17 protein-coding genes are annotated in these 20,733 nt (G+C 69.3%); 16 read left to right on the top strand and 1 reads right to left on the bottom strand.

Features of this window, described 5'->3' with window-relative positions; all coding sequences use genetic code 11:
* Entirely contained in the window at window positions 1-477 is a 477-nt protein-coding gene (locus AC1RL8_RS14080; RefSeq protein ID WP_062475035.1) for a MarR family winged helix-turn-helix transcriptional regulator, read from the bottom strand.
* A gap of 144 nt (window positions 478-621) precedes the next feature.
* Between AC1RL8_RS14080 and AC1RL8_RS14075 the strand changes: the two genes are divergently transcribed.
* From AC1RL8_RS14075 to AC1RL8_RS14000, 16 genes are read left to right on the top strand one after another with little or no spacing between them, the layout of a single operon-like run.
* The gene (locus AC1RL8_RS14075; protein ID WP_492684568.1) at window positions 622-2,814 is read left to right on the top strand and encodes a thiamine pyrophosphate-dependent enzyme; all 2,193 of its coding nucleotides are present in this window, start codon (window positions 622-624) and stop codon (window positions 2,812-2,814) included.
* Window positions 2,815-2,818: 4 nt separating this feature from the next.
* Window positions 2,819-4,324 (top strand): indolepyruvate oxidoreductase subunit beta family protein, encoded by a 1,506-nt coding sequence (locus AC1RL8_RS14070; protein ID WP_492684567.1) that lies wholly within the window; start codon window positions 2,819-2,821, stop codon window positions 4,322-4,324.
* A gap of 13 nt (window positions 4,325-4,337) precedes the next feature.
* Entirely contained in the window at window positions 4,338-5,324 is a 987-nt protein-coding gene (locus AC1RL8_RS14065) for a PDR/VanB family oxidoreductase (RefSeq protein WP_492684566.1), read from the top strand.
* A 32-nt stretch (window positions 5,325-5,356) separates the two neighbouring features.
* Window positions 5,357-6,670 (top strand): aromatic ring-hydroxylating dioxygenase subunit alpha, encoded by a 1,314-nt coding sequence (locus tag AC1RL8_RS14060; protein ID WP_159273261.1) that lies wholly within the window; start codon window positions 5,357-5,359, stop codon window positions 6,668-6,670.
* Window positions 6,670-7,158 (top strand): aromatic-ring-hydroxylating dioxygenase subunit beta, encoded by a 489-nt coding sequence (locus AC1RL8_RS14055; protein ID WP_492684565.1) that lies wholly within the window; start codon window positions 6,670-6,672, stop codon window positions 7,156-7,158. The genes AC1RL8_RS14060 and AC1RL8_RS14055 overlap by 1 nt, the downstream gene beginning before the upstream one ends.
* Window positions 7,159-7,165: 7 nt before the next feature.
* Entirely contained in the window at window positions 7,166-8,800 is a 1,635-nt protein-coding gene (locus AC1RL8_RS14050; RefSeq protein WP_492684564.1) for an AMP-binding protein, read from the top strand.
* Window positions 8,797-9,969: a thiolase family protein gene (locus tag AC1RL8_RS14045; protein ID WP_492684563.1), complete on the top strand. Its 1,173-nt coding sequence runs from the start codon at window positions 8,797-8,799 to the stop codon at window positions 9,967-9,969. Before AC1RL8_RS14050 ends, AC1RL8_RS14045 begins: the two co-directional genes overlap by 4 nt.
* Window positions 9,966-11,219, top strand: a complete 1,254-nt coding sequence (locus AC1RL8_RS14040) for an SDR family NAD(P)-dependent oxidoreductase (RefSeq protein ID WP_070062341.1) — start codon at window positions 9,966-9,968, stop codon at window positions 11,217-11,219. Before AC1RL8_RS14045 ends, AC1RL8_RS14040 begins: the two co-directional genes overlap by 4 nt.
* A gap of 16 nt (window positions 11,220-11,235) precedes the next feature.
* Complete coding sequence (locus tag AC1RL8_RS14035) at window positions 11,236-12,051, top strand: cyclase family protein (RefSeq protein WP_056571816.1); 816 nt, start codon at window positions 11,236-11,238, stop codon at window positions 12,049-12,051.
* Window positions 12,048-12,782 (top strand): SDR family NAD(P)-dependent oxidoreductase, encoded by a 735-nt coding sequence (locus AC1RL8_RS14030; RefSeq protein WP_095950537.1) that lies wholly within the window; start codon window positions 12,048-12,050, stop codon window positions 12,780-12,782. The genes AC1RL8_RS14035 and AC1RL8_RS14030 overlap by 4 nt, the downstream gene beginning before the upstream one ends.
* 56 nt (window positions 12,783-12,838) lie before the next feature.
* Window positions 12,839-14,005: an ABC transporter substrate-binding protein gene (locus tag AC1RL8_RS14025; protein ID WP_062474998.1), complete on the top strand. Its 1,167-nt coding sequence runs from the start codon at window positions 12,839-12,841 to the stop codon at window positions 14,003-14,005.
* Between the two features lie 37 nt (window positions 14,006-14,042).
* Window positions 14,043-16,499 (top strand): penicillin acylase family protein, encoded by a 2,457-nt coding sequence (locus AC1RL8_RS14020; protein ID WP_492684562.1) that lies wholly within the window; start codon window positions 14,043-14,045, stop codon window positions 16,497-16,499.
* A gap of 43 nt (window positions 16,500-16,542) precedes the next feature.
* The gene (locus AC1RL8_RS14015) at window positions 16,543-17,685 is read left to right on the top strand and encodes an ABC transporter substrate-binding protein (protein WP_062474995.1); all 1,143 of its coding nucleotides are present in this window, start codon (window positions 16,543-16,545) and stop codon (window positions 17,683-17,685) included.
* A gap of 26 nt (window positions 17,686-17,711) precedes the next feature.
* On the top strand, window positions 17,712-19,031 hold the full coding sequence (locus AC1RL8_RS14010; RefSeq protein WP_492684561.1) for an aromatic ring-hydroxylating dioxygenase subunit alpha: 1,320 nt from the start codon (window positions 17,712-17,714) through the stop codon (window positions 19,029-19,031).
* Window positions 19,028-19,492: an aromatic-ring-hydroxylating dioxygenase subunit beta gene (locus AC1RL8_RS14005; protein WP_492684560.1), complete on the top strand. Its 465-nt coding sequence runs from the start codon at window positions 19,028-19,030 to the stop codon at window positions 19,490-19,492. The genes AC1RL8_RS14010 and AC1RL8_RS14005 overlap by 4 nt, the downstream gene beginning before the upstream one ends.
* Before the next feature lie 39 nt (window positions 19,493-19,531).
* Window positions 19,532-20,695 (top strand): ABC transporter substrate-binding protein, encoded by a 1,164-nt coding sequence (locus AC1RL8_RS14000; protein WP_492684559.1) that lies wholly within the window; start codon window positions 19,532-19,534, stop codon window positions 20,693-20,695.
* The last annotated feature ends 38 nt before the right edge of the window (window positions 20,696-20,733 follow it).

Below are 20,733 nucleotides of genomic sequence, written 5' to 3'. Positions count from 1 at the left end.
TCAGTCTTCGTCCGGCACCTCGACCGGCACGTGCACATGCAGGTCGATCATCTGCCGCAGCGTCTGCTTGAGCTCTTCGGCGCGTCGCAGGCCGAAGGGTTCGAGCACGCGGCGCTCGTGCTCGCGCGCCAGTTCCATCAGGTGCTCGACCGCCTTCAGCCCCGCGGGCGTGATGCGCACCAGCGTGATGCGGCGATCACTTTCATGGGGCAGGCGCTCGACCTGGCCGCGCGCTTCCATGCGGTCGAGCAGCCGCGTCACCGTCGGCTGCTTGGTCACCGTCACCTGCGCGAGCTGGCCGATGCTGACCGCGTCGCTGCCGGCCAGCGACGCCATCACGCGCCACTCCGACACCGAAAAACCCTGCTGCCGCGCCACCTCGTGGAACTCCGAAGAGATCAGCTGGCTGGCCTGCGCGAGCAGCGCGGGCAGGTAGTCATCGACGAAGCGATGCGTTTCCTTGGATGGTTCAGACATGAAGGCGCCTCCTGTTTGCCGCAGGCATGCGGATTGCATGGCTAGGGTAATTCATGATTGTGGATACATTCATTTCTAAACATTATAGGAACCGTGATGTGACCCCGGGGCCGCATCCTCCCACGAGAAAGAAGAAGGACATCCATGGCTGAGCGTTCGTTCGTCGAAGAAGTCAAGAAGCTGAGACTTACTGGTGGAGAAGTGTTCCGCGGCGAAGGCATTCTGGCCGTCACCAAGGCCCTGCTGGAGTCGGGGGTGTCGTATGTGGCGGGCTACCAGGGCGCGCCCATCTCGCACCTGATGGACGTGCTGGCCGACGCGCAAGACATCCTGGCCGACCACGGCATCCGCTTCGAGAACAGCGCCAGCGAAGCCACCGCCGCCGCCACGCTGGCCGCCTCCGTCAACTACCCGCTGCGCGGCGCCGTCACCTTCAAGGCGACCGTGGGCACCAACGTGGCGTCCGACGCATTGGCCAACCTGGCCTCGGGCGGCGTGACCGGTGGCGCGCTCATCATCGTGGGCGAGGACTACGGCGAAGGCTCGTCGATCATGCAGGAGCGCAGCCATGCGTTCGCCATGAAGTCGCAGATCTGGCTGCTCGATCCGCGGCCCAACCTGCCGAGCATCGTCGATGCGGTGAAGACCGGCTTCGATCTCTCCGAGGCCAGCAACACGCCCGTGATGCTCCAGTTGCGCATCCGCGCCTGCCACGTGCACGGCCACTTCATTGCCGGGGACAACAAGCGCGCCAAGTTCACGCTGAAAGAGGCGCTGGAGAACCCGCAGCGCGACGTCAGCCGCATCGTGCTGCCGCCCGCGAGCTTCGTGCATGAACAAGAGAAGGTGAAAGACCGCTGGCCCGCCGCCGTGCGCTTCATCGAGGAGCGCCAGCTCAACGAGTTCTTCTCCGAAGACGCCGACGACATCGGCATCATCGTGCAGGGCGGCAGCTACAACACGCTGCTGCGTGCGCTCGAACGCCTGGGCCTGGCCGACGTGTACGGCGAGACCCGCGTGCCGCTGTATGTGATGAACGTGGCCTACCCCGTCATCGAGAGCGAAGTCATCCGCTTCTGCGAAGGCAAGCGCGCCGTGCTCATCGTGGAAGAGGGCCAGCCCAACTTCGTCGAGCAGAACCTCGCCACCATCCTGCGCCAGGCCGGCTCCACCACCGCGCTGCACGGCAAGGACATGCTGCCCGTGGCTGGCGAGTACACGACGCTCGAACTGCTCAAGGGCACACGCACCTTCTGCGAGCGCTACGAACGCCTCGCGCCGCTGCCGGTGCCCGCACCGGTGCGCAAGGTGATTCCGCTGAAGGAAGTGGCGGCCATCGGCGTCGATGCCGCGCCTGAACCCGCTGAGCCGTCGAGTGCGCTCGGCGATGTGGTGCATTCGCGCCCGCCGGGCTTTTGCACCGGCTGTCCCGAGCGCCCGATCTTCAGCGCGATGAAGCTGGTCGAGCGCGAACTCGGTGCGCACCACGTGAGCGCCGACATCGGCTGCCATCTGTTCTCGATCCTGCCGCCTTTCAACATCGGCAACACGACGATGGGTTACGGCCTCGGCGGTGCGGGTGCCTCGGCACTCAACGCACCCGCGGGCAAGCGCGCGATCTCGATGATGGGCGACGGCGGCTTCTGGCACAACGGCCTGACGAGCGGCGTGGCCAACGCGGTCTTCAACAAGAGCGACAACCTCACCATCATCGTCGACAACAACTACACCTCGGCCACGGGCGGGCAGGACATCCTCTCGTCGACCGCCGTCAACAAGACGCGCAGCACCGGTCACGAAATCGAGCGCGCCGTGCGCGGCGTGGGCGTCGAATGGGTGAAGACCATTCGCCGCACCTACGACGTCGCCGGCATGCGCGACGCGCTGAAAGACGCACTCACCACCACGAAGAAGGGCCCCAAGGTCCTCATCGCCCAGTCGGAGTGCATGCTCAACAAGCAGCGTCGCGAGAAGCCGCTGGTGCGCAAGGCCATCGCCGACGGCAAGCGCATGGTGCGCGACAAGTTCGGCGTCGATGCCGACACCTGCACCGGCGACCACTCGTGCATCCGCCTGTCGGGCTGCCCGTCGCTCTCGATCAAGCCCAACCCCGACCCGCTGCGCGTCGACCCCGTCGCCACCGTGCTCGACAGCTGCGTGGGCTGCGGCAACTGCGGCGACGTCTCGCACGCTGCTGTGCTGTGCCCCTCGTTCTACAAGGCGCAGGTCGTGAGCAACCCGACCGCCTGGGACCGCTTCCGCCAGCGCGTGCGCACCACCGTCATCGGTTGGATGCAGCGCGGCGATGCGCGCCGCCGTGACGCCCATGCCTTCTGACGCCATGACGAACAAGGTTCAACCCATCAAGATTGCGATCCTCGCCATGGGCGGGGAGGGCGGCGGCGTGCTCGCCGACTGGATCGTCGACATGGGCGAGGCCAACGGCTACGTCGCCCAGACCACCTCCGTGCCCGGCGTGGCCCAGCGCACCGGCGCGACCATCTACTACGTCGAGCTGTACCCCGATGCACAGGCCCACGCCGACGGCGGGCGCCCCGTGCTCGCGCTGATGCCGCTGCCGGGCGACGTCGACGTGGTGCTCGCCTCCGAGCTCATGGAGGCCGGCCGCGCGGTGCAGCGCGGGCTGGTCACGCGCGACCGCACCACGCTCATCGCCTCCACGCACCGCGTCTTCTCCATTGCCGAAAAAAGCGCCATGGGCGACGGCCGCGTCGACAGCGACCAACTGCTCGCCCACACCGCGCGCGCCGCCAAGCGCTTCATCCGCTTCGACATGGCGCAGGCCGCCGAAGCCTCGGGCAGCGTGATCAGTGCCGTGCTGTTCGGCACGCTCGCGGGCTCGGGCGTGCTGCCCTTCGGCCGCGCGCAGTTCGAGGCCACCATCGAGCGCGGCGGCGTGGGCGTGAAGCCCAGCCTCAAGGCCTTCGGTGCAGCATTCGATCGCGCGCAGGACGGCGACGACGGCGAGCCCGCCAAGGTCGCACCAGCCGCCACGCCCGCACCGCAGCCGCGCCACCCGGCGGTGCGCGCGCTGGTCGAACGCGTGCAGCGCGACTTTCCGCAGCCCGCGCACGACTTCCTGCTCGAAGGCGTGCGCCGCCTCATCGATTACCAGGACCTGGCCTACGCCGGCCTCTACCTCGACCGCATGGACGCCGTTGCCAAGCTGCCCGACGACGCCCACCGCCTGCTGCGCGAAACCGCGCGCCACCTCGCGCTGTGGATGTCCTACGAAGACACGGCCCGCGTCGCCGCCCTGAAGACCCGCGCGACCCGTTTCGAGCGCGTGCACGGCGAGGCCGGCGTGCAGCCGGGCCAGCTGCTCGCCATCCACGAGTACATGCACCCGCGCCTGCAGGAAATCTGCGAGACGCTGCCCGGCGGCCTCGGCCGCTGGCTCATGCACTCCACGCTGCCGAAGAAGATCGTCGAGCGCTTCACGCAGCACGGCCGCGTGATTCGCACCAGCTCGCTGCGCGGCTACCTGATGCTGCGCATGGTCGCGGCCTGCAAGGGCTGGCGCCGCTCGACGATGCGCTACGCCGACGAGAACCGCCGCATCGAAGAGTGGCTGCAACGCATTGCCGCCACCGCGCCACGCAACCCCGCGCTGGCCGTCGAACTCGCCCAGTGCCAGCGCCTGGTCAAGGGCTACAGCGACACGCACGAGCGCGGCCTGCGCAACTACGACACCGTGATGCGCGCGTTCGAGCGTGCAGGTGCCGCGCTGGCGCCCGCCACTCTGCGCGAACTGCGCGACGCGGCGCTGGCCGACGAACACGGCCACAAGCTGCAGGCCGCGCTGGTGCAGCACGCCTTGGCCTGAAGGGACCCGAACCATGACCGCCCCCACGCTCCAGCTTCGCGTCGCCGAAGCGCGCACCCTCAACCCGCTGATCCGCCTGCTGCGCCTGCGCGCCGAAGACGGCCGCGCGCTGCCCGGTTTCGCCGCCGGCGCGCACATCCGCGTGCAGGTGACGCTGGCCGACGGCACCACCGACTGGCGCCACTACTCGCTCATCAACTTCGCCACCGAGCGCAACGCCACCAACGCCCCGACCGACTACGTGATCGCCGTGCGCAAGGAGGCCGACGGCCGCGGCGGCTCGCGCTTCATGCACGAAGGTCTGGCCGAGGGCAGCGTGCTCACCATCGAGCCGCCGAAGAACGACTTTCCGCTGCACACCGGCCCCGGCGGCACGGTGCTGGTGGCCGGCGGCATCGGCGTGACGCCGCTGGCGTCGATGGCCGCGCGCCGCCGCGCCGAGGGCGCCGCCGTGCGCATGCACTACGCCGGCCGCAGCCGCGACCTGATGGCCTTCCTGCCCGAACTGCAGGCGCTGCTGGGCGACGACCTGCGCGTGCATGCCGACGCCGAGGCCGGCGCGCCGCTGGACATCGACGCGCTACTCGACGCCGTGCCCGCCGGCGACCGCCTCTACGTGTGCGGCCCCAAGGTCATGCTCGACGCCGTGCTCGCCCGCACCCAGGCCCGCGGCTGGGAACACGACCGCGTGCACTTCGAGCTCTTCACCGAACCCGTCGTGGAGGAGGGCGACCAGCCTTTCGAGGTGGAACTCGCCCAGTCGGGCCAGCGCTTCACCGTGCCGGTCGGCCAGAGCATCCTCGACTGCCTCATCGAACACGGCTGCGACCCGATGTTCGATTGCAAGCGCGGCGAGTGCGGCGTGTGCGCCGTGCCCGTGATCGAGGGCGAGATCGACCACCGCGACTACGTGCTCACCGCCCGCGAGAAGGCGGAAGGCACCGTCATGCAGATCTGCATCTCGCGCGCCAAGGGAGCGCGCCTGGTGCTCGACCTCTGAGAAAAGCCAGCCAGGAAGGAGCCAGGAGAACCATGCCTTCGTACCGAGACAACCCCGATGCCGTTCGCGCGCTCGTGCAGAACGACCGTGTGCACCGCGACCTGTACACCAGCCAGGAGCTTTTCGAGCTGGAACAGGAGCACTTCTTCGCCAACACCTGGAACTACGTCGGCCACGAGAGCCAGCTGCCGAAGTCGGGCGACTGGATCACCAACGAGATCGCGGGCCGCCCGCTGATCGTCGTGCGCCACAGCGACGGCAGCGTGCGCGTCATGATGAACCGCTGCGCCCACAAGGGCTCGCGGCTGGTGAACGGACCCTGCGGCAACACCGGCAAGTTCTTTCGCTGCCCCTACCACGCCTGGACCTTCAAGACCGACGGCGCGCCGCTGGCCATTCCGCTGAAGACCGGCTACGAGCACACGCAGCTGCACGAGTGCGAGTCGGGCAAGGGCCTCACCCCCGTGAAGCACGTGCGCAGCCACCGCGGCTTCATCTTCGTGAAGATCAACGACGCGGGCCCGGACTTCGAAGAGTACTTCGGCGATTCGCTCAGCTCCATCGACAACATGGCCGACCGCTCGCCCGAAGGCGAGCTGGAAATCGCCGGCGGCTGCCTGCGCTTCATGCACCAGTGCAACTGGAAGATGTTCGTCGAGAACCTCAACGACACCATGCACCCGATGGTGGCGCACGAGTCGTCGGCCGGCACCGCCAAGCGCATGTGGGCCGACAAGCCCGAGGACGAGCCCAAGCCCATGGCCGTGGAGCAGTTCGTGCCCTTCATGTCCGACTACAAGTTCTTCGAGGACATGGGCATCCGCACCTACGACCACGGCCACAGCTTCACGGGCGTGCACTTCAGCATCCACAGCAAGTACAAGGCGATCCCCGAGTACGACGACGCCATGAAGGCGCGCTACGGCGAAGAGAAGACGGCGCAGATTTTGGGCATGGCGCGGCACAACACCGTGTACTACCCGAACCTCACGATCAAGGGCGCGATCCAGGCCATTCGCGTGGTCAAGCCGATCTCGGCCGACAAGACCCTCATCGAGAGCTGGACCTTCCGCCTCAAGGGCGCGCCGCCCGAGCTGCTGCAGCGCACCACCATGTACAACCGCCTCATCAACTCGCCGTTCTCGGTGGTGGGCCACGACGACCTGCAGGCCTACCGCGGCATGCAGGCCGGCCTGCACGCCAGCGGCAACGAGTGGGTGAGCCTGCACCGCGACTACGATGAATCGGAGCTGAAGGGCGGCGAGATCACCACGGGCGGCACCAACGAGCTGCCCATGCGCAACCAGTACCGCAGCTGGGTGCAGCGCATGACGGAGACGATGTAATGGCCGCCGCCGATATCACCCGCCAGGACCTCGTCGACTTCGTCGTCAACGAAGCGCGCCTGCTCGACACCCGCCGCTACGAAGAGTGGAACGCGCTCTTCACCGACGACGCGTTCTACTGGATTCCGCTCGTGCCCGACCAGGAAGACGGCCTGAACCACACCTCGCACCTGTACGAGGACAAGCTGCTGCGCGAGCTGCGCATCGAGCGCCTGAAGAGCCCGCGCGCGTTCTCGCAGCAGCCCCAAAGCCGCTGCCACCACCTGCTGCAGGTGCCCGTGGTCGAGACCTTCGACACCGAGGCCCGCCGCTTCGTGGTGCGCACCGAATTCCACTACACCGAGTCGCAGGGCGACGAGCTGCAGTTCTACGTCGGCACCTTCTTCCATCACCTCACGGTGCAGGACGGCGCGCTGCGCATGACGCTCAAGCGCGTCGACCTGCTCAACTGCGACGCGGCGCTTCCGGCCGTGCAGCTCTTCATCTGAGGACGCGATGACCCACGCCACCGTCCACCAGGTGTTCGCCGCCACGGCCGCGCGCACCCCGCAGGCCGAATTCCTCTTCACCGAATCGGTGACCGCCGCCGCCTACGGCATCGCCGCCGGCGCCATCCGCTGGGGCGAAGCTGCCGCAGAAATTGATCGGCTGCGCAGCGCCTACGCACAGGCCGGCTACGGCCACGGCCACCGCGTCGGCCTGCTGCTGGAGAACCGGCCCGCGTTCATCTTCCATTGGCTGGCGCTGAACGCACTGGGCGCGAGCGTGGTGCCGATCAACGCCGAGATGCGCTCGGCCGAGCTGGTCTATCTGATCGGCCACAGCGAGATCGGCCTGGCCGTCACGCTGCCCGAGCGCGCCGCCGACCTGCAGGCCGCCGCCGCGCAAGCCGGCGTGGCCTTCGAGACCATGGGCCCCGACGATGCCGTGCCGCCCGCGAAGACCGCCGCGCCGCGCGCCGGCGAGCCCGTGGGCACCGACACTGAATGCGGCCTGCTCTACACCTCGGGCACCACCGGCCGGCCCAAGGGCTGCATCCTGAGCAACGCGTACTTCCTGCGCGCGGGCGAGTGGTATGCCGCGCTCGACGGCGTGTGCAGCATCCGCCCCGACGCCGAGCGCGTGATCACGCCGCTGCCGCTCAACCACATGAACGCGATGGCGTTCTCGACCATGGTCGTGCTCATTGCCGGTGGCTGCCTCGTGCAGCTCGACCGTTTCCATCCGAAGAGCTGGCTGGCCAGCGCGAAGGAGAGCGGCGCGACCATCGTCCACTACCTGGGCGTGATGCCCGCGATGCTGCTGTCGGCCCCCGCGTCGGCGGCCGACCGCGACCACGCGATCCGCTGGGGCTTCGGCGCCGGTGTCGACCGCAAGAACCACGCGCCCTTCGAGGAACGCTTCGGCTTCCCGCTGGTCGAGGCCTGGGCCATGACCGAGACCGGCGCGGCCGCCTGCATCATGGCCAACCGCGAGCCGCGCCTCGTGGGCACCAGCTGCTTCGGACGGCAGGAAGACTTCGTCGAGATCCGCCTCATGGGCGAGGACGGCAGCGACGTCGGCATCGACATGCCCGGCGAACTGCTCGTGCGCTCGGCCGGTGCCGACCCGCGCCGCTACTTCTTCTCCGGCTACCTGAAGGACGAAGACGCCACGCGCGAAGCCTGGGCCGACGGCTGGTTCCACACCGGTGACCTCGTGCGCCGCGACGCCGACGGTAACTTCTTCTTCGTCGATCGCAAGAAGAACGTGATCCGCCGCAGCGGCGAGAACATCTCGGCCGTCGAGGTCGAGAGCGTGCTCAACCAGCACCCGGCCGTGAAGACATCGGCCGTGGCCGCCACGCCCGATGCGGTGCGCGGCGACGAGGTGCTCGCCTGCATCGTGCTGCGCGACGGCAGCGATGCGTCGCAGCGCGAAGCGGTCGCGGCCAGCATCGTCCAGCATGCGCTGGCGCAACTGGCGTACTACAAGGCGCCGGGCTACGTGGCCTTTGTCGAGGCGCTGCCGCTCACGCCTTCGCAGAAGATCCAGCGCGGCCAGCTGCGCGAGATGGCGCAGTCGCTGCCGGGCCAGGGCCATTGCATCGACACGCGCTCCATGAAGAAACGACAAGTGGGGCAGGCATGACCAAACGACGGCTCTCCTACGAAGGTGTCGCGGTCGCGGTGCCCGTCACCGTGCCCTACGTGCGCTACTCCACCCGCACCGCGCACTGGTTCGTCGGCCAGGCCATCGACGCGCTGGTGCAGGCCAGCGGCGTGGCCAAGGAGCAGATCGACGGCCTGTGCCTGAGCAGCTTCTCGCTCGCGCCCGACACGGCCGTGGGCGTGACGCAGCACCTGGGCCTGTCGCCGCGCTGGCTCGATCACATGCCCACCGGCGGTGCTTCGGGCGTGATGTGCCTGCGCCGCGCGGCGCGTGCGGTGCAGGCGGGCGATGCCGACATCGTCGCCTGCGTGGGCGCCGACACCAACCATGTCGACTCCTTCCGCCAGACGCTGGGCAGCTTCAGCAACTTCGCGCGCGACGCCAGCTACCCCTACGGCTCGGGCGGCCCGAACTCGATCTTCGCGTTCATCACCGCCAACTACATGCGCACCTACGGCGCCACGCGCGAAGACTTCGGCCGCATCTGCGTGGACCAGCGCACCAACGCGCTGGGCAACCCCAACGCCATGTTCAAGAAGGGCCTCACGCTCGACGAGTACATGGCCGCGCGGCCCATCTCCGACCCGATCCACCTGTTCGACTGCGTGATGCCCTGCGCCGGCGCCGACGCCTTCCTCGTGATGAGCGAGGAGCGTGCGCGCGACCTGGGCCTGGCGCACGTCGTGATCCGCGGCGCCATCGAGCGCCACAACGCCTACGCCGAAGACCCGGTGATGGTGCAGGGCGGCTGGCGCCAGGACCGTGACGACCTCTATGCACAGGCCGGCGTGCAGCCCGCCGCGCTCGACTTCGTGCAGACCTACGACGACTACCCCGTCATCGTGATGATGCAGTTCGAGGACCTGGGCTTCTGCGAGAAGGGCGAGGGCTCGGCCTTCGTGCAGGCGAACACGATGACCTTCGACGGCAGCTTTCCGAACAACACCAGCGGCGGCCAGCTCTCGGCCGGGCAGGCCGGTGCGGCGGGGGGCTTCCTCGGCATGGTCGAGGCGATCCGCCAGCTGACGGACCAGGCCGGCGCGCGCGCCGTGCCCAACGCCCAGCTGGGCCTTGTCGCCGGCTTCGGCATGGTGACCTACGACCGCTGCCTCTGTACAGGCGCCGTCATTCTCGGGAGACCCGCATGACGATGCCGATGATGCGCCCCCCGCGCAAGAACCCGGTGCTGCGCACCCGGCAGATGAACCTGCCGCCCGGCGCGCGCGGACGCGTGGCGCTCGGCCTCACGGCCGCCGCCGCCGAAGGCCGCTTCGAGCTGCAGACCTGCGAGGACTGCGGCACCGTGCAGTACCCGCCGCGCGAGGTCTGCCACAAGTGCCTGTCGTCGGCGTTGCGCTGGCGCCAGCAGAGCGGCGAGGGCGCGCTGCTCGGCAGCACCACGCTGCACCACAGCAACGACCTGTTCTTTCGCGAGCGGCTGCCCTGGCGGCTGGGCCTGGTGCACCTGGATGCCGGCCCCACGCTCATGGTCCACCTGCACGGCGAGGTCGGCGATGCGCCCACGCGCGTGCGTGTCGGCGCCCGGCTCGACCGCGCCGGCCAGGCCGTCCTCATTGCTTTTCCGACTGAAGGGAGTCCCCACATGGCCGACGACAAGATGCTGCGCGAAATGACCAGCGACCCCAAGTTCCGCAAGGTGCTGGTGACCGACGGCAAGACCGAAACGGGCCAGGCCCTCGTGCGTGCGCTGGTGAAGGCCGGCGCCGACATCGTCTGGGTCGGCCATGCCGAACCCTGGAAGAAGATGGGCGACGGGCTGGACGACATCTCGGCGCTGCCGCAGGTCACGCTCGTGCCGCTGGACCTCACCAACGGCCGCCAGGTGACCGAGCTGGCCGGCTCCATCGGCGGCAAGGTCGACATCGTGATCAACAACGCCGAGGTGCACCGCACCTTCGGCATCGGTGCGCGCCGCGGCACCGACGTGGCCAAGGCCGAGATGGACATCAACTACTTCGGCCTGCTGCGCCTGGCGCAGGAGTTCGGCCCCGCGCTCAAGGGCCGCTCGGCCGACGGCGCCACGGGTGCGACGGCGTGGGTCAACCTGCTGTCGATCTACGCGCTGAGCAACTTCCCGCCGCACGGCACCTTCAGCGCGTCGAAGGCGGCCGCGCATTCGCTCGCGCAGTGCCTGCGCGCCGAGATGCGGCCCGCCGGCATCCGCGTGATCAACGTGTTCCCCGGCCCCATCGACGACGAATGGAACCAGCACACGCCGCCGCCCAAGCTGGCACCCACCACGTTGGCCAACGCCATCGTGAAGGCGCTGCGCGACGGCGTGGAAGACGTGTACCCGGGCGACGTGGCGCAGGAGTGGCTGGAGCGCTGGCGCGACAACCCGAAGGTGCTGGAGCGCGAACTGGCCGCTGGCGGCTGAGCAGAGGAATCACACGATGACCACGACCACCAACGAACTGATGTCCGCCGCCGAAGTCCTCGGCAGCCTCGTGACCGCCATGGCCAGCGGCCGCATCCGCGTGATCGACCTCACGCAGACGCTCACGCCCGAGTTTCCGCAGATCGCGCTGCCACCCGAGATGGGCCAATGCTGGCCCTTCCGCATCGAGGAAGTGTCGAAATACGACGAGCGCGGCCCGGGCTGGTACTGGAACAACTTCTCCTGCGGCGAGCACACCGGCACGCACTTCGACGCGCCGATCCACTGGATCTCGGGCCGCGACCTGCCGAACAACTCGGTCGACACCATCCCCGTGCAGCACTTCGTGGCGCCGGCCTGCGTGATCGACTGCTCGCCGCAGGTGAAGGACGACCCCGACTACCTGCTGACGCTCGAAGACATCGAGGCCTACGAGGCCGCGCACGGCCGCATTCCCAAGGGCGCGTGGGTGCTCATGCGCACCGACTGGTCCAAGCGCACCGACCCCGAGGCCTACCAGAACTTCGACGAGACCGGCCAGCACACGCCGGGCCCGAGCACCGAGGCCGTGCGCTTCCTGGTCGAGCAGCGCGACGTGCTGGGCTTCGGCTCCGAAGCCATCGGCACCGACGCGGGACAGGGCTACCACCTGCGTCCGCCGTACCCCTGCCACTACTACATGCACGGCGCGGGCCGCTACGGCCTGCAGTGCCTGAGCAACCTCGACCTGCTGCCGCCGTCGGGCGCGGTGCTGATCTGCCCGCCGCTGAAGATCGAGAAGGGCAGCGGCAGCCCGCTGCGCGTGCTGGCCCTGGTGGGAGCCACGGCATGAGCGCCGCCGCACCCAAGGTCGCGGCCGTCACCGGCGGCAGCGCCGGCATCGGCAAGGCCATCTGCGAAGACCTGCTTGCGCAAGGCTACGAGGTGGTTTCGCTCGCGCGCCGCAAGGCCGAGATCGACCACCCCAAGATGCACAGCCTCGAGGTCGACCTGGCCGACCGCGCCGCCACCGGCCAGGCCGTGCGCGAACTGGTCGAGCGCTTCGCACCGACCACCATCGTCCACAACGCCGGCGTCATCCGCGCCGCGCTGCTGCCCGACGTGAAGCTCGACGACCTCGATGCGCTGGTCGACCTGCACCTGGGCTGCGCCATCCAGCTGGTGCAGGGTGCGCTGCCCGCGATGCGTGCGCAGCGCTTCGGCCGCGTGGTGCTGCTGTCGTCGCGCGCCGCGCTGGGCCTGGCCACGCGCACCAGCTACTCGGCCACCAAGGCCGGCATGCTGGGCATGGCGCGCACCTGGGCGCTGGAGCTCGCGGCCGACGGCATCACGGTGAACGTGGTGGCGCCGGGCCCGATCCGCACCGACATGTTCTACGACGTGGTCGAGGCCGGCAGCGAGAAGGAGCGCGCGCTCGCGGCCTCGGTGCCGGTCAAGCGCCTGGGCGAATCGGCCGACGTGGCACGCGCCGTGCGTTTCTTCGCCGCGCCCGAGAACAGCTTCGTCACCGGCCAGGTGCTGTACGTGTGCGGCGGCACCAGCGTCGGCAGCCTCGCTCTCTAGTTTCATTTCAGCGTCCGTTTCGTTCCGTTCAAAAACATCACCTCTGGAGCATCGCCATGAAAGTCCTGAACCGAATTCGCACCCTCGCGGCCGTGGCCGCGGGCCTCGGCGCGCTGAGCGCCGCCAGCGCGTGGGCCGCCGATCTGAAGGTCGGCTTCATCACCTCGCTGTCGGGGCCGGTGTCGTCGCTGGGCATTCCGTACGAAAAGGGCATGAAGGCCGCGCTCGCCTACAAGGCCGACCTGGGCGGTCGCAAGATCCAGCTGGTGCAGCTCGACGATGCGTCCGACCCCACCACGGCCGCGCGCAACGCACGCAAGATGATCGACGAGGACAAGGTCGACGTCATCATCGGCACGGCCGGTTCGCCCGGTGCGCTGGCCATTGCCGGCGTGGCGCGCGAAACGAAAACGCCGCTGATCTCCATCGCCAACGCCAACCTGCCGGGCGAGGAGGGCGCGTGGATGGTCACGCTGCCGCAGCCCGCGCCGCTCATGGTGAGCGCCGTGGTCGAGCGCATGAAGAAGTCGGGCGTGAAGACGGTGGGCTACATCGGCTTCTCCGACGCCTGGGGCGACCTGGTGTACGGCGCGCTGCAAAAGAGCGCCGAGCCGGCCGGCATCAAGATCGTGTCGAACGAGCGCTATGCGCGCGGCGACGCCTCGGTGACCGGGCAGGTGCTCAAGATCGTGGCGCTGCGCCCCGACGCGGTGATCACCGGCACCTCGGGCACGCCCGGCGCGCTGCCGTACCTCGCGCTTTCGGAGCGCGGCTACAAGGGCCAGATCTACGGCATGCACGCGCTCATCAACCCCGACTTCGTGCGCGTGGGCGGTGCCTCGGTCGAAGGCCTGCTGGCCCCCACCGGCCCCGTGATCGTGGCCGAGCAGCTGCCCAACGACAACCCGATCCGCAAGGTGTCGATGGACTTCCGCGCGGCCTACCAGAAGGCCAACGGCGCACCGCCGACCGACGCCTTCTCGGCCTACACCTTCGATGCATGGCTGGTGTACCTGGACGCCGCCCAGCGCGCGCTGGCCACCAAGGCCGAGCCCGGCACGCCGCAGTTCCGCCTGGCGCTGCGCGATGCCATCGTGAGCACCAAGGAGCTGGTGGGCACGCACAGCGTCTACAACTTCAAGCCGACCGAGCGCTACGGCTCGGACGACCGTTCACGCGTCGTGGTGAAGCTCGAGAAGGGCCAGTGGAAGCTGGTGCCCTGAACGCCCTCGCGTCGATCCGATGAACGCCGCCCATCCCATGCACCCGCTGCTTCGTTCCCTGCGCCGCCGGCGCGCGACCGGCACCGTGCTGTTCGCCGCCGCGCTGCTGGCCGGCTGCGCCGCGACCGCCCCGGGCGGCAGCGGTGAAGTCACCATCAAGCGCGACCGCTACGGCGTGCCGCACGTCTACGCCAGCGACACGCGCGGCCTGTTCCACGGCTTCGGCTATGCCGTCGCCGAAGACCGGCTCTACCAGCTGGAGATGGCGCGGCGCTCGGGCAACGGCAGCGTGGCCGAGGTGCTGGGGGCCGAGTTCGTCGCGACCGACAAGGCCACGCGCGCCAACATCGATCCGGTGTCGATCCGCCGCCAGATCGATGCACTGAGCGCGGACGACCGCGCCATGTTCGAAGGCTACGCCGCGGGCGTCAACGCGCGCATTCGCGACGTGCTGGGCGACCGCGCGAAGTTGATGCCGCGCGAGTTCATCGACAACGGCTTCGAGCCCGCACCCTGGACCGCGGACGACGTGGCCATGGTCTGGATCGGCCTGATCCTCAACCGCTTCTTCGCGGGCACGGCCGAGGTGGCCAACCTCTCGCTGCTCAACCAGCTCAAGGCCGCGCGCGGCGACGTCGCCGGCCTGCAGCTGTACGAGCAGCTGCGCTGGCTCGAAGACCCGACCGCGCCGACCATCGTGCCGCGCGGCAGCGCGAACCGGCTGGCGAGCGCCGAGCCTGGCGACGCCGCGCTCGCGCCGGTCTCCGCGCAGGCCGCGGCCGACTTCCGCGCCACGCAGGTCGCCCGCATGGGCCTGGCCGCCACCGAAGGCATGCCGACCGCCAGCAACGCGTGGGTGCTCGGCCCCTCGCGCACCAAGGAAGGCGTGGCCGTCCTGTACAACGGCCCGCAGCAGGGCTTCAACAACCCGTCGTTCGTGCACGGCATCGGCCTGCACGGCGCGGGCTATGACCTCACGGGCCTCACGCCCATCGGCCTGCTGCCGGTGCTGTTCGGCACCAACGGCACCATCGCCTGGGGATCGACGGTGGGCTCGCTCGACACCAACGACATCTACCAGGAAGAACTGAACCCGGCCAACCGCTACGAGTACCGCTACGACGGCGCCTACCGCCCGATGACCCGTCGCACCGACGTCATCCGCGTGAAGGGCGCCGCGCCGCAGAGCGTGGACATCTACGCCACGGTGCACGGCTTCGTGCAGAGCTGGGACGTGGACAACGCCCGCGCCTACACCGCGCGCAGCACCTGGCAGGGCCGCGAGGTCGAGACCATGCTGGGCTGGGCGCGTGCCGCACGGGCGCGCGACTGGTCGGGCTTTCTCGCGCAGGGCGAGCGCGTGGCCGCGTCCATCACCTGGTTCTATGCCGACGTGGCGGGCAACATCGGCGCCGTGGGCCTGGGCCGCATGCCGCGCCGCCCGGCCACGCAGGACATCCGCTTTCCCGCGCGCGGCGACGGCAGCATGGAGTGGCAGGGCAACCTGCCGTTCAGCGCCAACCCGCGTGCCTACAACCCCGCGCAGGGCTACCTCGCGAGCTGGAACAACCAGATCGCCGAAGGCCTGCGCGCGGACGGCGCGAACTTCTCGCACGTCGACCGCGTGGCCGAGATCCACGCGCAGCTGCAGGGCACGGCCAAGCTGGGCGCCGACGAGGTCTGGCGCGTGAGCCAGGGCGCGGCATTGGCCGACCTGAACGCGCGCTACTTCGTGCCCCTCATCGTCGATGCGGCCAAGGACCTGCCGGCCGGCGACCCCGCGCGCCGCGCGGCCGACCTGCTCGCCAACTGGGACCTGAAGAACCGCGTCGCCCCGGGCGGCGAGGTGTACGACAACCGCGCCACCACCGTGCTGCGCGCGTGGCTGGGTGCGATGTCGCGGCGCCTGCTGGCCGACGACCTGCCGCCGGCCGTGTTCGCCACCTACGCCAACCTCGGCTACCCCACGCTCACGCCGCGCGGCTCGCCGGGCAGCGCCCAGCCCGCGGCCGTGGCCAAGCTGCTGTGGAACGCGCTGAGCGGCCCGGCGTCGGGCGTGCCGCAGCGCCACGACTTCTTCAACGGGCAAGACCCGCGCACGATGGTGCGCGCGGCGCTGACCGATGCGGTGGGCGAGCTGCGCACGCGCCTCGGGCCGGACATGGCCGCGTGGACCACGCCCGTGGTGCGGCACCGCTTCTCGCGCATCAACGCCATCGGCGTGCCATGGGCCGGCGTGGGCGACGAGCCCGAGGTCAGCCCCTACATGAACCGCGGCACGCTCAACTACCGCGTCGTGCTGCGCCCGGGTGCGCTCGACATGTGCTCGGTCGCGGCGCCGGGGCAGAGCGGTTTCGTGAGCCCGGCCGGCGTGCGCGACCGCCACTACGCCGACCAGCTGGCGCTGTTCGAGCGCTTCGAATGCAAGCCGGAGCGGCTCACGCCCGCGCAGGTCGACGCCGACCTCGAATCGCGCCGCACCTTGCGCTACTGACCCGTCCCTCGTCCCCATTCCAACCCCCGAAGAGGAAGCTCCCATGAAGAAAATCTCCCGCCTTGGCCTCGCGCTGCTGGCCGCCTTCACCGCCGTCGGTGCGGCGGCGGCAGACCTCAAGATCGGCTTCATCAGCTCGCTCTCGGGGCCGGTCGCGGCGCTGGGCGTGCCCTACGAGAAGGGCATCCGCGCGGCCATCGCCGAGCGGCCCGAGATCGGCGGGCGCAAGGTGCAGCTCATCGTGCTCGACGACGCGTCCGACCCGACCACCGCCGGGCGCAACGCGCGCAAGCTGGTGACCGAAGACAAGGTCGACGTGCTCATCGGCACCTCGGGCGTGCCCGGCGCGATGGCCATCGCCTCGGTGGCGCGCGAGCTCAACACGCCGCTCATCTCGCCCACGCCCGTGACCATCCCGGGCGCGGACGGCGCATGGACCGTCACCGTGTCGCAGCCGTTCCCGCTCATGGTGGCGGGCGTGGTCGAGCGCATGCAGAAGTCGGGCGTGAAGACGGTGGCCTTCATCGGCTTCTCGGACGCGCTGGGCGACCTGGCCTACGACTCGCTCGTGAAGAGCGCCGCCACCGCTGGCATCAAGGTGGTGGCCAACGAGCGCTATGCGCGCAGCGATTCGTCGGTGGCCGGGCAGATCCTGAAGATCGTCGCGGCGCGGCCCGACGCGGTGTTCGCCGGCAACTCCGGCACGCCGGGCGCGCTGCCCTACCTGGCACTGGCCGAGCGCGGCTACAAGGGCAAGATCTACGGCACGCACGGCCTCATCAACGCCGACTTCGTGCGCGTGGGCGGTACGGCCATCGACGGCCTGCAGGTGCCCAGCGGCCCGGTGCTGGTGGCCGACCAGCTGCCCGAGAGCAACCCCATCAAGAAGGTCGCGATGGGCTTTCGCGCTGCGTACCAGAAGGCGAACGGCGCGGTGCCCACCGATGCGTTCTCGTCGTACACCTACGACGCCTACCTGCTGCTGGCCGACGCGGCCTCGCGCACCAAGGGCGAGCCCGGCACGCCGCAGTACCGCACGGCGCTGCGCGATGCCATCGTGGGCACGAAGGAGCTGGTGGGCACGCACGGCATCTACACCTTCAAGCCCGACGACCGCTACGGCTCGGACCAGCGCGGCGTGGTCATCGTGCAGATGAACAAGGGCCAGTGGAAGCTCGTTCCCTGACCCCGGCCTAGCCGAAGCCCACCGCCATGACCGCCTACCGCAACCGCCCCGATCTCGTCGCGGCGCTAGTCCGCGACGACCGGGTGCACCGCGACCTGTACCTCAGCGACGAACTGTTCGCGCTGGAGCAGGAGCGCCTGTTCGCCCGCACCTGGGTCTTCCTGGGCCATGCCAGCCAGGTGCCGGCGGCGGGCGACTTCGTCACGCAGGAGATCGCGGGCCGCCCGCTGCTCATGGTGCGCCAGCCCGACGGCGCGGTGCATGTCATGTACAACCGCTGCGCCCACAAGGGCACGCAGCTCGTGACCGACGAGAGCGGCAACACCGGCCGCTTCTTTCGCTGCCCGTACCACGCCTGGACCTACAAGCTCGACGGCGCGCCGCTGGGCCTGCCGCTGAAGAACGGCTACGAGGGCACGCAGCTCAAGGCCTGCGAGTCGGGGCAGGGGCTGTCGGTGGTGAAGCACGTGAAGGTGTACCGCGACTTCGTGTTCGTGCGCTTGTCCGACACCGGCCCGTCGTTCGAGGACTACTTCGGCGACGTGCTGGGCGCGCTCGACAACATGGTCGACCGCTCGCCCGAGGGCAAGCTCACCGTGGGCGGCGGCGTGCTGCGCAACATCGTCCATTGCAACTGGAAGATGTACCTGGAGAACATCAACGACACGGTGCACCCGATGTCGACGCACGAGTCGGCCACCAAGGCCGCCGAGGCATTGTGGGAAGGCCACGCGCCCACCGACCCCAAGCCGATGGCGATGGAGCAGATATTGCCCTTCGGTTCGGGCTACGAATTCTTCGACCAGATGGGCGGGCGCGTGTTCGCCAACGGCCACAGCGTGCTGGGAGTGAACTTCAGCATCCACTCCAACTACGCGCAGCTGCCCGAGTACGAGGCCGCGATGCAGGCCGCGCACGGCGCAGCGCGCGCCGCCGACATCCTGCAGCGCTCGCCGCAGAACTCGGTGCTGTACCCGAGCCTGTCGGTCAAGGGCTCGCCGCAGGCCATCCGCGTGATCCGTCCGCTGGCGGCCGATCGCACGCTCATCGAGGCCTGGAGCTTCCGCGCGGCCGGTGCGCCCGCGCTCTTGTTCGAGCGCGCCATGAGCTACAACCGGCTCGTGTTCTCGCCCATGTCGGTGGTGGCGCACGACGACGTGCACCTGTTCGAGAGCATCCAGAAGGGTCTGCGCGCCGGCGGCAACGAATGGATCAGCCTGCACCGCAACCACGACCCGGCCGAGACGCAGCAGGCCACGGTGACCACCAACGGCACCAACGAGCTGCTCATGCGCAACCAGTTCCGCGCCTGGGCCCGGGCCATGACGCCGGAGGTGGCGGCATGAACGACCCGCGCGACTTCATCGCCCACGAGGCGGCCCTGCTCGACGCGCGCCGCTTCGACGACTGGCTGGCCCTGTTCGCCGACGACGGCCACTACTGGGTGCCGCTGCTCGGCGCGGCGCAGGCCGATCCGTTTTCGCACAACTCGCTGGCCTACGAAGACCGGCTGCTGCTGCAGCTGCGCGTGGAGCGCCTGAAGAACCCGCGCGCGCATTCGCAGCACCCGGCCAGCCACAGCCAGCATGTGCTGCAACCCTCGCGCATCGAGGAAGAGGGCGCCGACGACGTGCGCCTGCGCACGCCCTTTCTCTACATCGAGGCGCGCGGCGACGACCAGATCCTGCTGAGCGGCACCGCCCGCCACCATCTCATTCGCACCCCGACGGGCTGGTCCATCCGCGAGAAGCGCGTCGACCTGCTCAACGCCACGCGCGCCTTGCCCGCGATCCAGTTGTTCATCTGAGTTTCTGTTCCTTCCATCCTTCCTCACTGGAGCTACGACATGAAGAACCTGATGCAGACCTTGACGCGCGGTGCCCTCGCCGCGGCGCTGACCGCCTGTGGTGTGGCGAGCGCACTGGCGGCCGACCTCAAGGTCGGACTCAGCGTGTCGCTGTCGGGGCCCAACTCCTCGCTGGGCGTGCCGTACGCCAAGGGCATGCAGGCCGCGCTGGCCTACAAGGGCGAGGTCAACGGCCGCAAGATCCATCTCGTGGTGCTGGACGACGGCTCCGACCCGACCACAGCCGGGCGCAACGCGCGCAAGCTCATCGAGGACGAGAAGGTCGACGTGCTCATGGGCACCTCGGGCGTGCCGTCGGCCATCGCGATGGCGCAGGTGGGCAAGGAGGCCAAGACGCCCATGATCGGCCTCACGCCCATCCTGCTCGACCCCAACGAGAACCCGTGGGTCATGACGGTGGCGCAGCCCACGCAGCTCATGATCGACGCGGTGGTCGAGCGCATGAAGCGCAACAACGTCAAGACGGTGGGCTACATCGGCTTTTCCGACGCCTGGGGCGACCTGGTCTACGAAGCCCTCATGAAGGCCGCGCCGGGCGCCGGCATCAAGGTGGTGAGCAACGAGCGCTACGCGCGCGCCGACGCCTCGGTGACCGGCCAGGTGCTGAAGATCGTGGCGCTGCGCCCCGACGCGGTGATGACCGGCGGCGCCGGCACGCCGGGCGCGCTGCCGTTCCTGGCGCTGCAGGAGCGCGGCTTCAAGGGCGGCGTGTACGGCCAGCACGGCCTGATCAACCCCGACTTCGTGCGCGTGGTCGGCGCGGCCGGCCAGAACGCGCTCATGCCCACGGGCCCGGTGATCGTCGCCGAGCAGCTGCCGGCCGACTACCCGACCAAGAAGATCGCGACCGACTTCCGCGCCGTGTTCCAGAAGGTCAACAACGCACCCACCAGCGACGCCTTCTCGGCCTACTCGTTCGACGGCTGGCTGGTGTTCGCCGACGCCGCCTCGCGCGCCATGAAGAAGGCCGAGCCGGGCACGCCCGAGTTCCGCGTGGCGCTGCGCGACGCCATCTTCAGCACCAAGGAAGTGGTCGGCACGCACGGCGTCTACACCTTCAAGCCCGGCAGCCTGTACGGCGTGGACGAGCGCGCCCGCGTGATCGTCAAGCTCGACAACGGCCAATGGAAGCTCGCCCCTTGAATCTCCTGTTTCCCTTCACGACAACGACAACGATGACT

The organism is Variovorax sp. GW822-FHT04E09 (assembly GCF_058800845.1).
Note: the sequence above shows the minus strand (reverse complement) of the source record. Positions and strands in the feature narration are given on the sequence as shown.

Excerpts from the sequence above, each read along its gene's own strand:
- AC1RL8_RS14015 (WP_062474995.1), top strand. The coding sequence starts at position 16,543 with ATGAAGAAAATCTCCCGCCTTGGCCTCGCGCTGCTGGCCGCCTTCACC.
- AC1RL8_RS14050 (WP_492684564.1), top strand. The coding sequence starts at position 7,166 with ATGACCCACGCCACCGTCCACCAGGTGTTCGCCGCCACGGCCGCGCGC.
- AC1RL8_RS14055 (WP_492684565.1), top strand. The coding sequence starts at position 6,670 with ATGGCCGCCGCCGATATCACCCGCCAGGACCTCGTCGACTTCGTCGTC.
- AC1RL8_RS14080 (WP_062475035.1), bottom strand. The coding sequence starts at position 477 with ATGTCTGAACCATCCAAGGAAACGCATCGCTTCGTCGATGACTACCTG.
- AC1RL8_RS14025 (WP_062474998.1), top strand. The coding sequence starts at position 12,839 with ATGAAAGTCCTGAACCGAATTCGCACCCTCGCGGCCGTGGCCGCGGGC.
- AC1RL8_RS14065 (WP_492684566.1), top strand. The coding sequence starts at position 4,338 with ATGACCGCCCCCACGCTCCAGCTTCGCGTCGCCGAAGCGCGCACCCTC.
- AC1RL8_RS14030 (WP_095950537.1), top strand. The coding sequence starts at position 12,048 with ATGAGCGCCGCCGCACCCAAGGTCGCGGCCGTCACCGGCGGCAGCGCC.
- AC1RL8_RS14060 (WP_159273261.1), top strand. The coding sequence starts at position 5,357 with ATGCCTTCGTACCGAGACAACCCCGATGCCGTTCGCGCGCTCGTGCAG.
- AC1RL8_RS14040 (WP_070062341.1), top strand. The coding sequence starts at position 9,966 with ATGACGATGCCGATGATGCGCCCCCCGCGCAAGAACCCGGTGCTGCGC.
- AC1RL8_RS14010 (WP_492684561.1), top strand. The coding sequence starts at position 17,712 with ATGACCGCCTACCGCAACCGCCCCGATCTCGTCGCGGCGCTAGTCCGC.
- AC1RL8_RS14005 (WP_492684560.1), top strand. The coding sequence starts at position 19,028 with ATGAACGACCCGCGCGACTTCATCGCCCACGAGGCGGCCCTGCTCGAC.
- AC1RL8_RS14035 (WP_056571816.1), top strand. The coding sequence starts at position 11,236 with ATGACCACGACCACCAACGAACTGATGTCCGCCGCCGAAGTCCTCGGC.
- AC1RL8_RS14020 (WP_492684562.1), top strand. The coding sequence starts at position 14,043 with ATGCACCCGCTGCTTCGTTCCCTGCGCCGCCGGCGCGCGACCGGCACC.
- AC1RL8_RS14000 (WP_492684559.1), top strand. The coding sequence starts at position 19,532 with ATGAAGAACCTGATGCAGACCTTGACGCGCGGTGCCCTCGCCGCGGCG.
- AC1RL8_RS14075 (WP_492684568.1), top strand. The coding sequence starts at position 622 with ATGGCTGAGCGTTCGTTCGTCGAAGAAGTCAAGAAGCTGAGACTTACT.
- AC1RL8_RS14070 (WP_492684567.1), top strand. The coding sequence starts at position 2,819 with ATGACGAACAAGGTTCAACCCATCAAGATTGCGATCCTCGCCATGGGC.
- AC1RL8_RS14045 (WP_492684563.1), top strand. The coding sequence starts at position 8,797 with ATGACCAAACGACGGCTCTCCTACGAAGGTGTCGCGGTCGCGGTGCCC.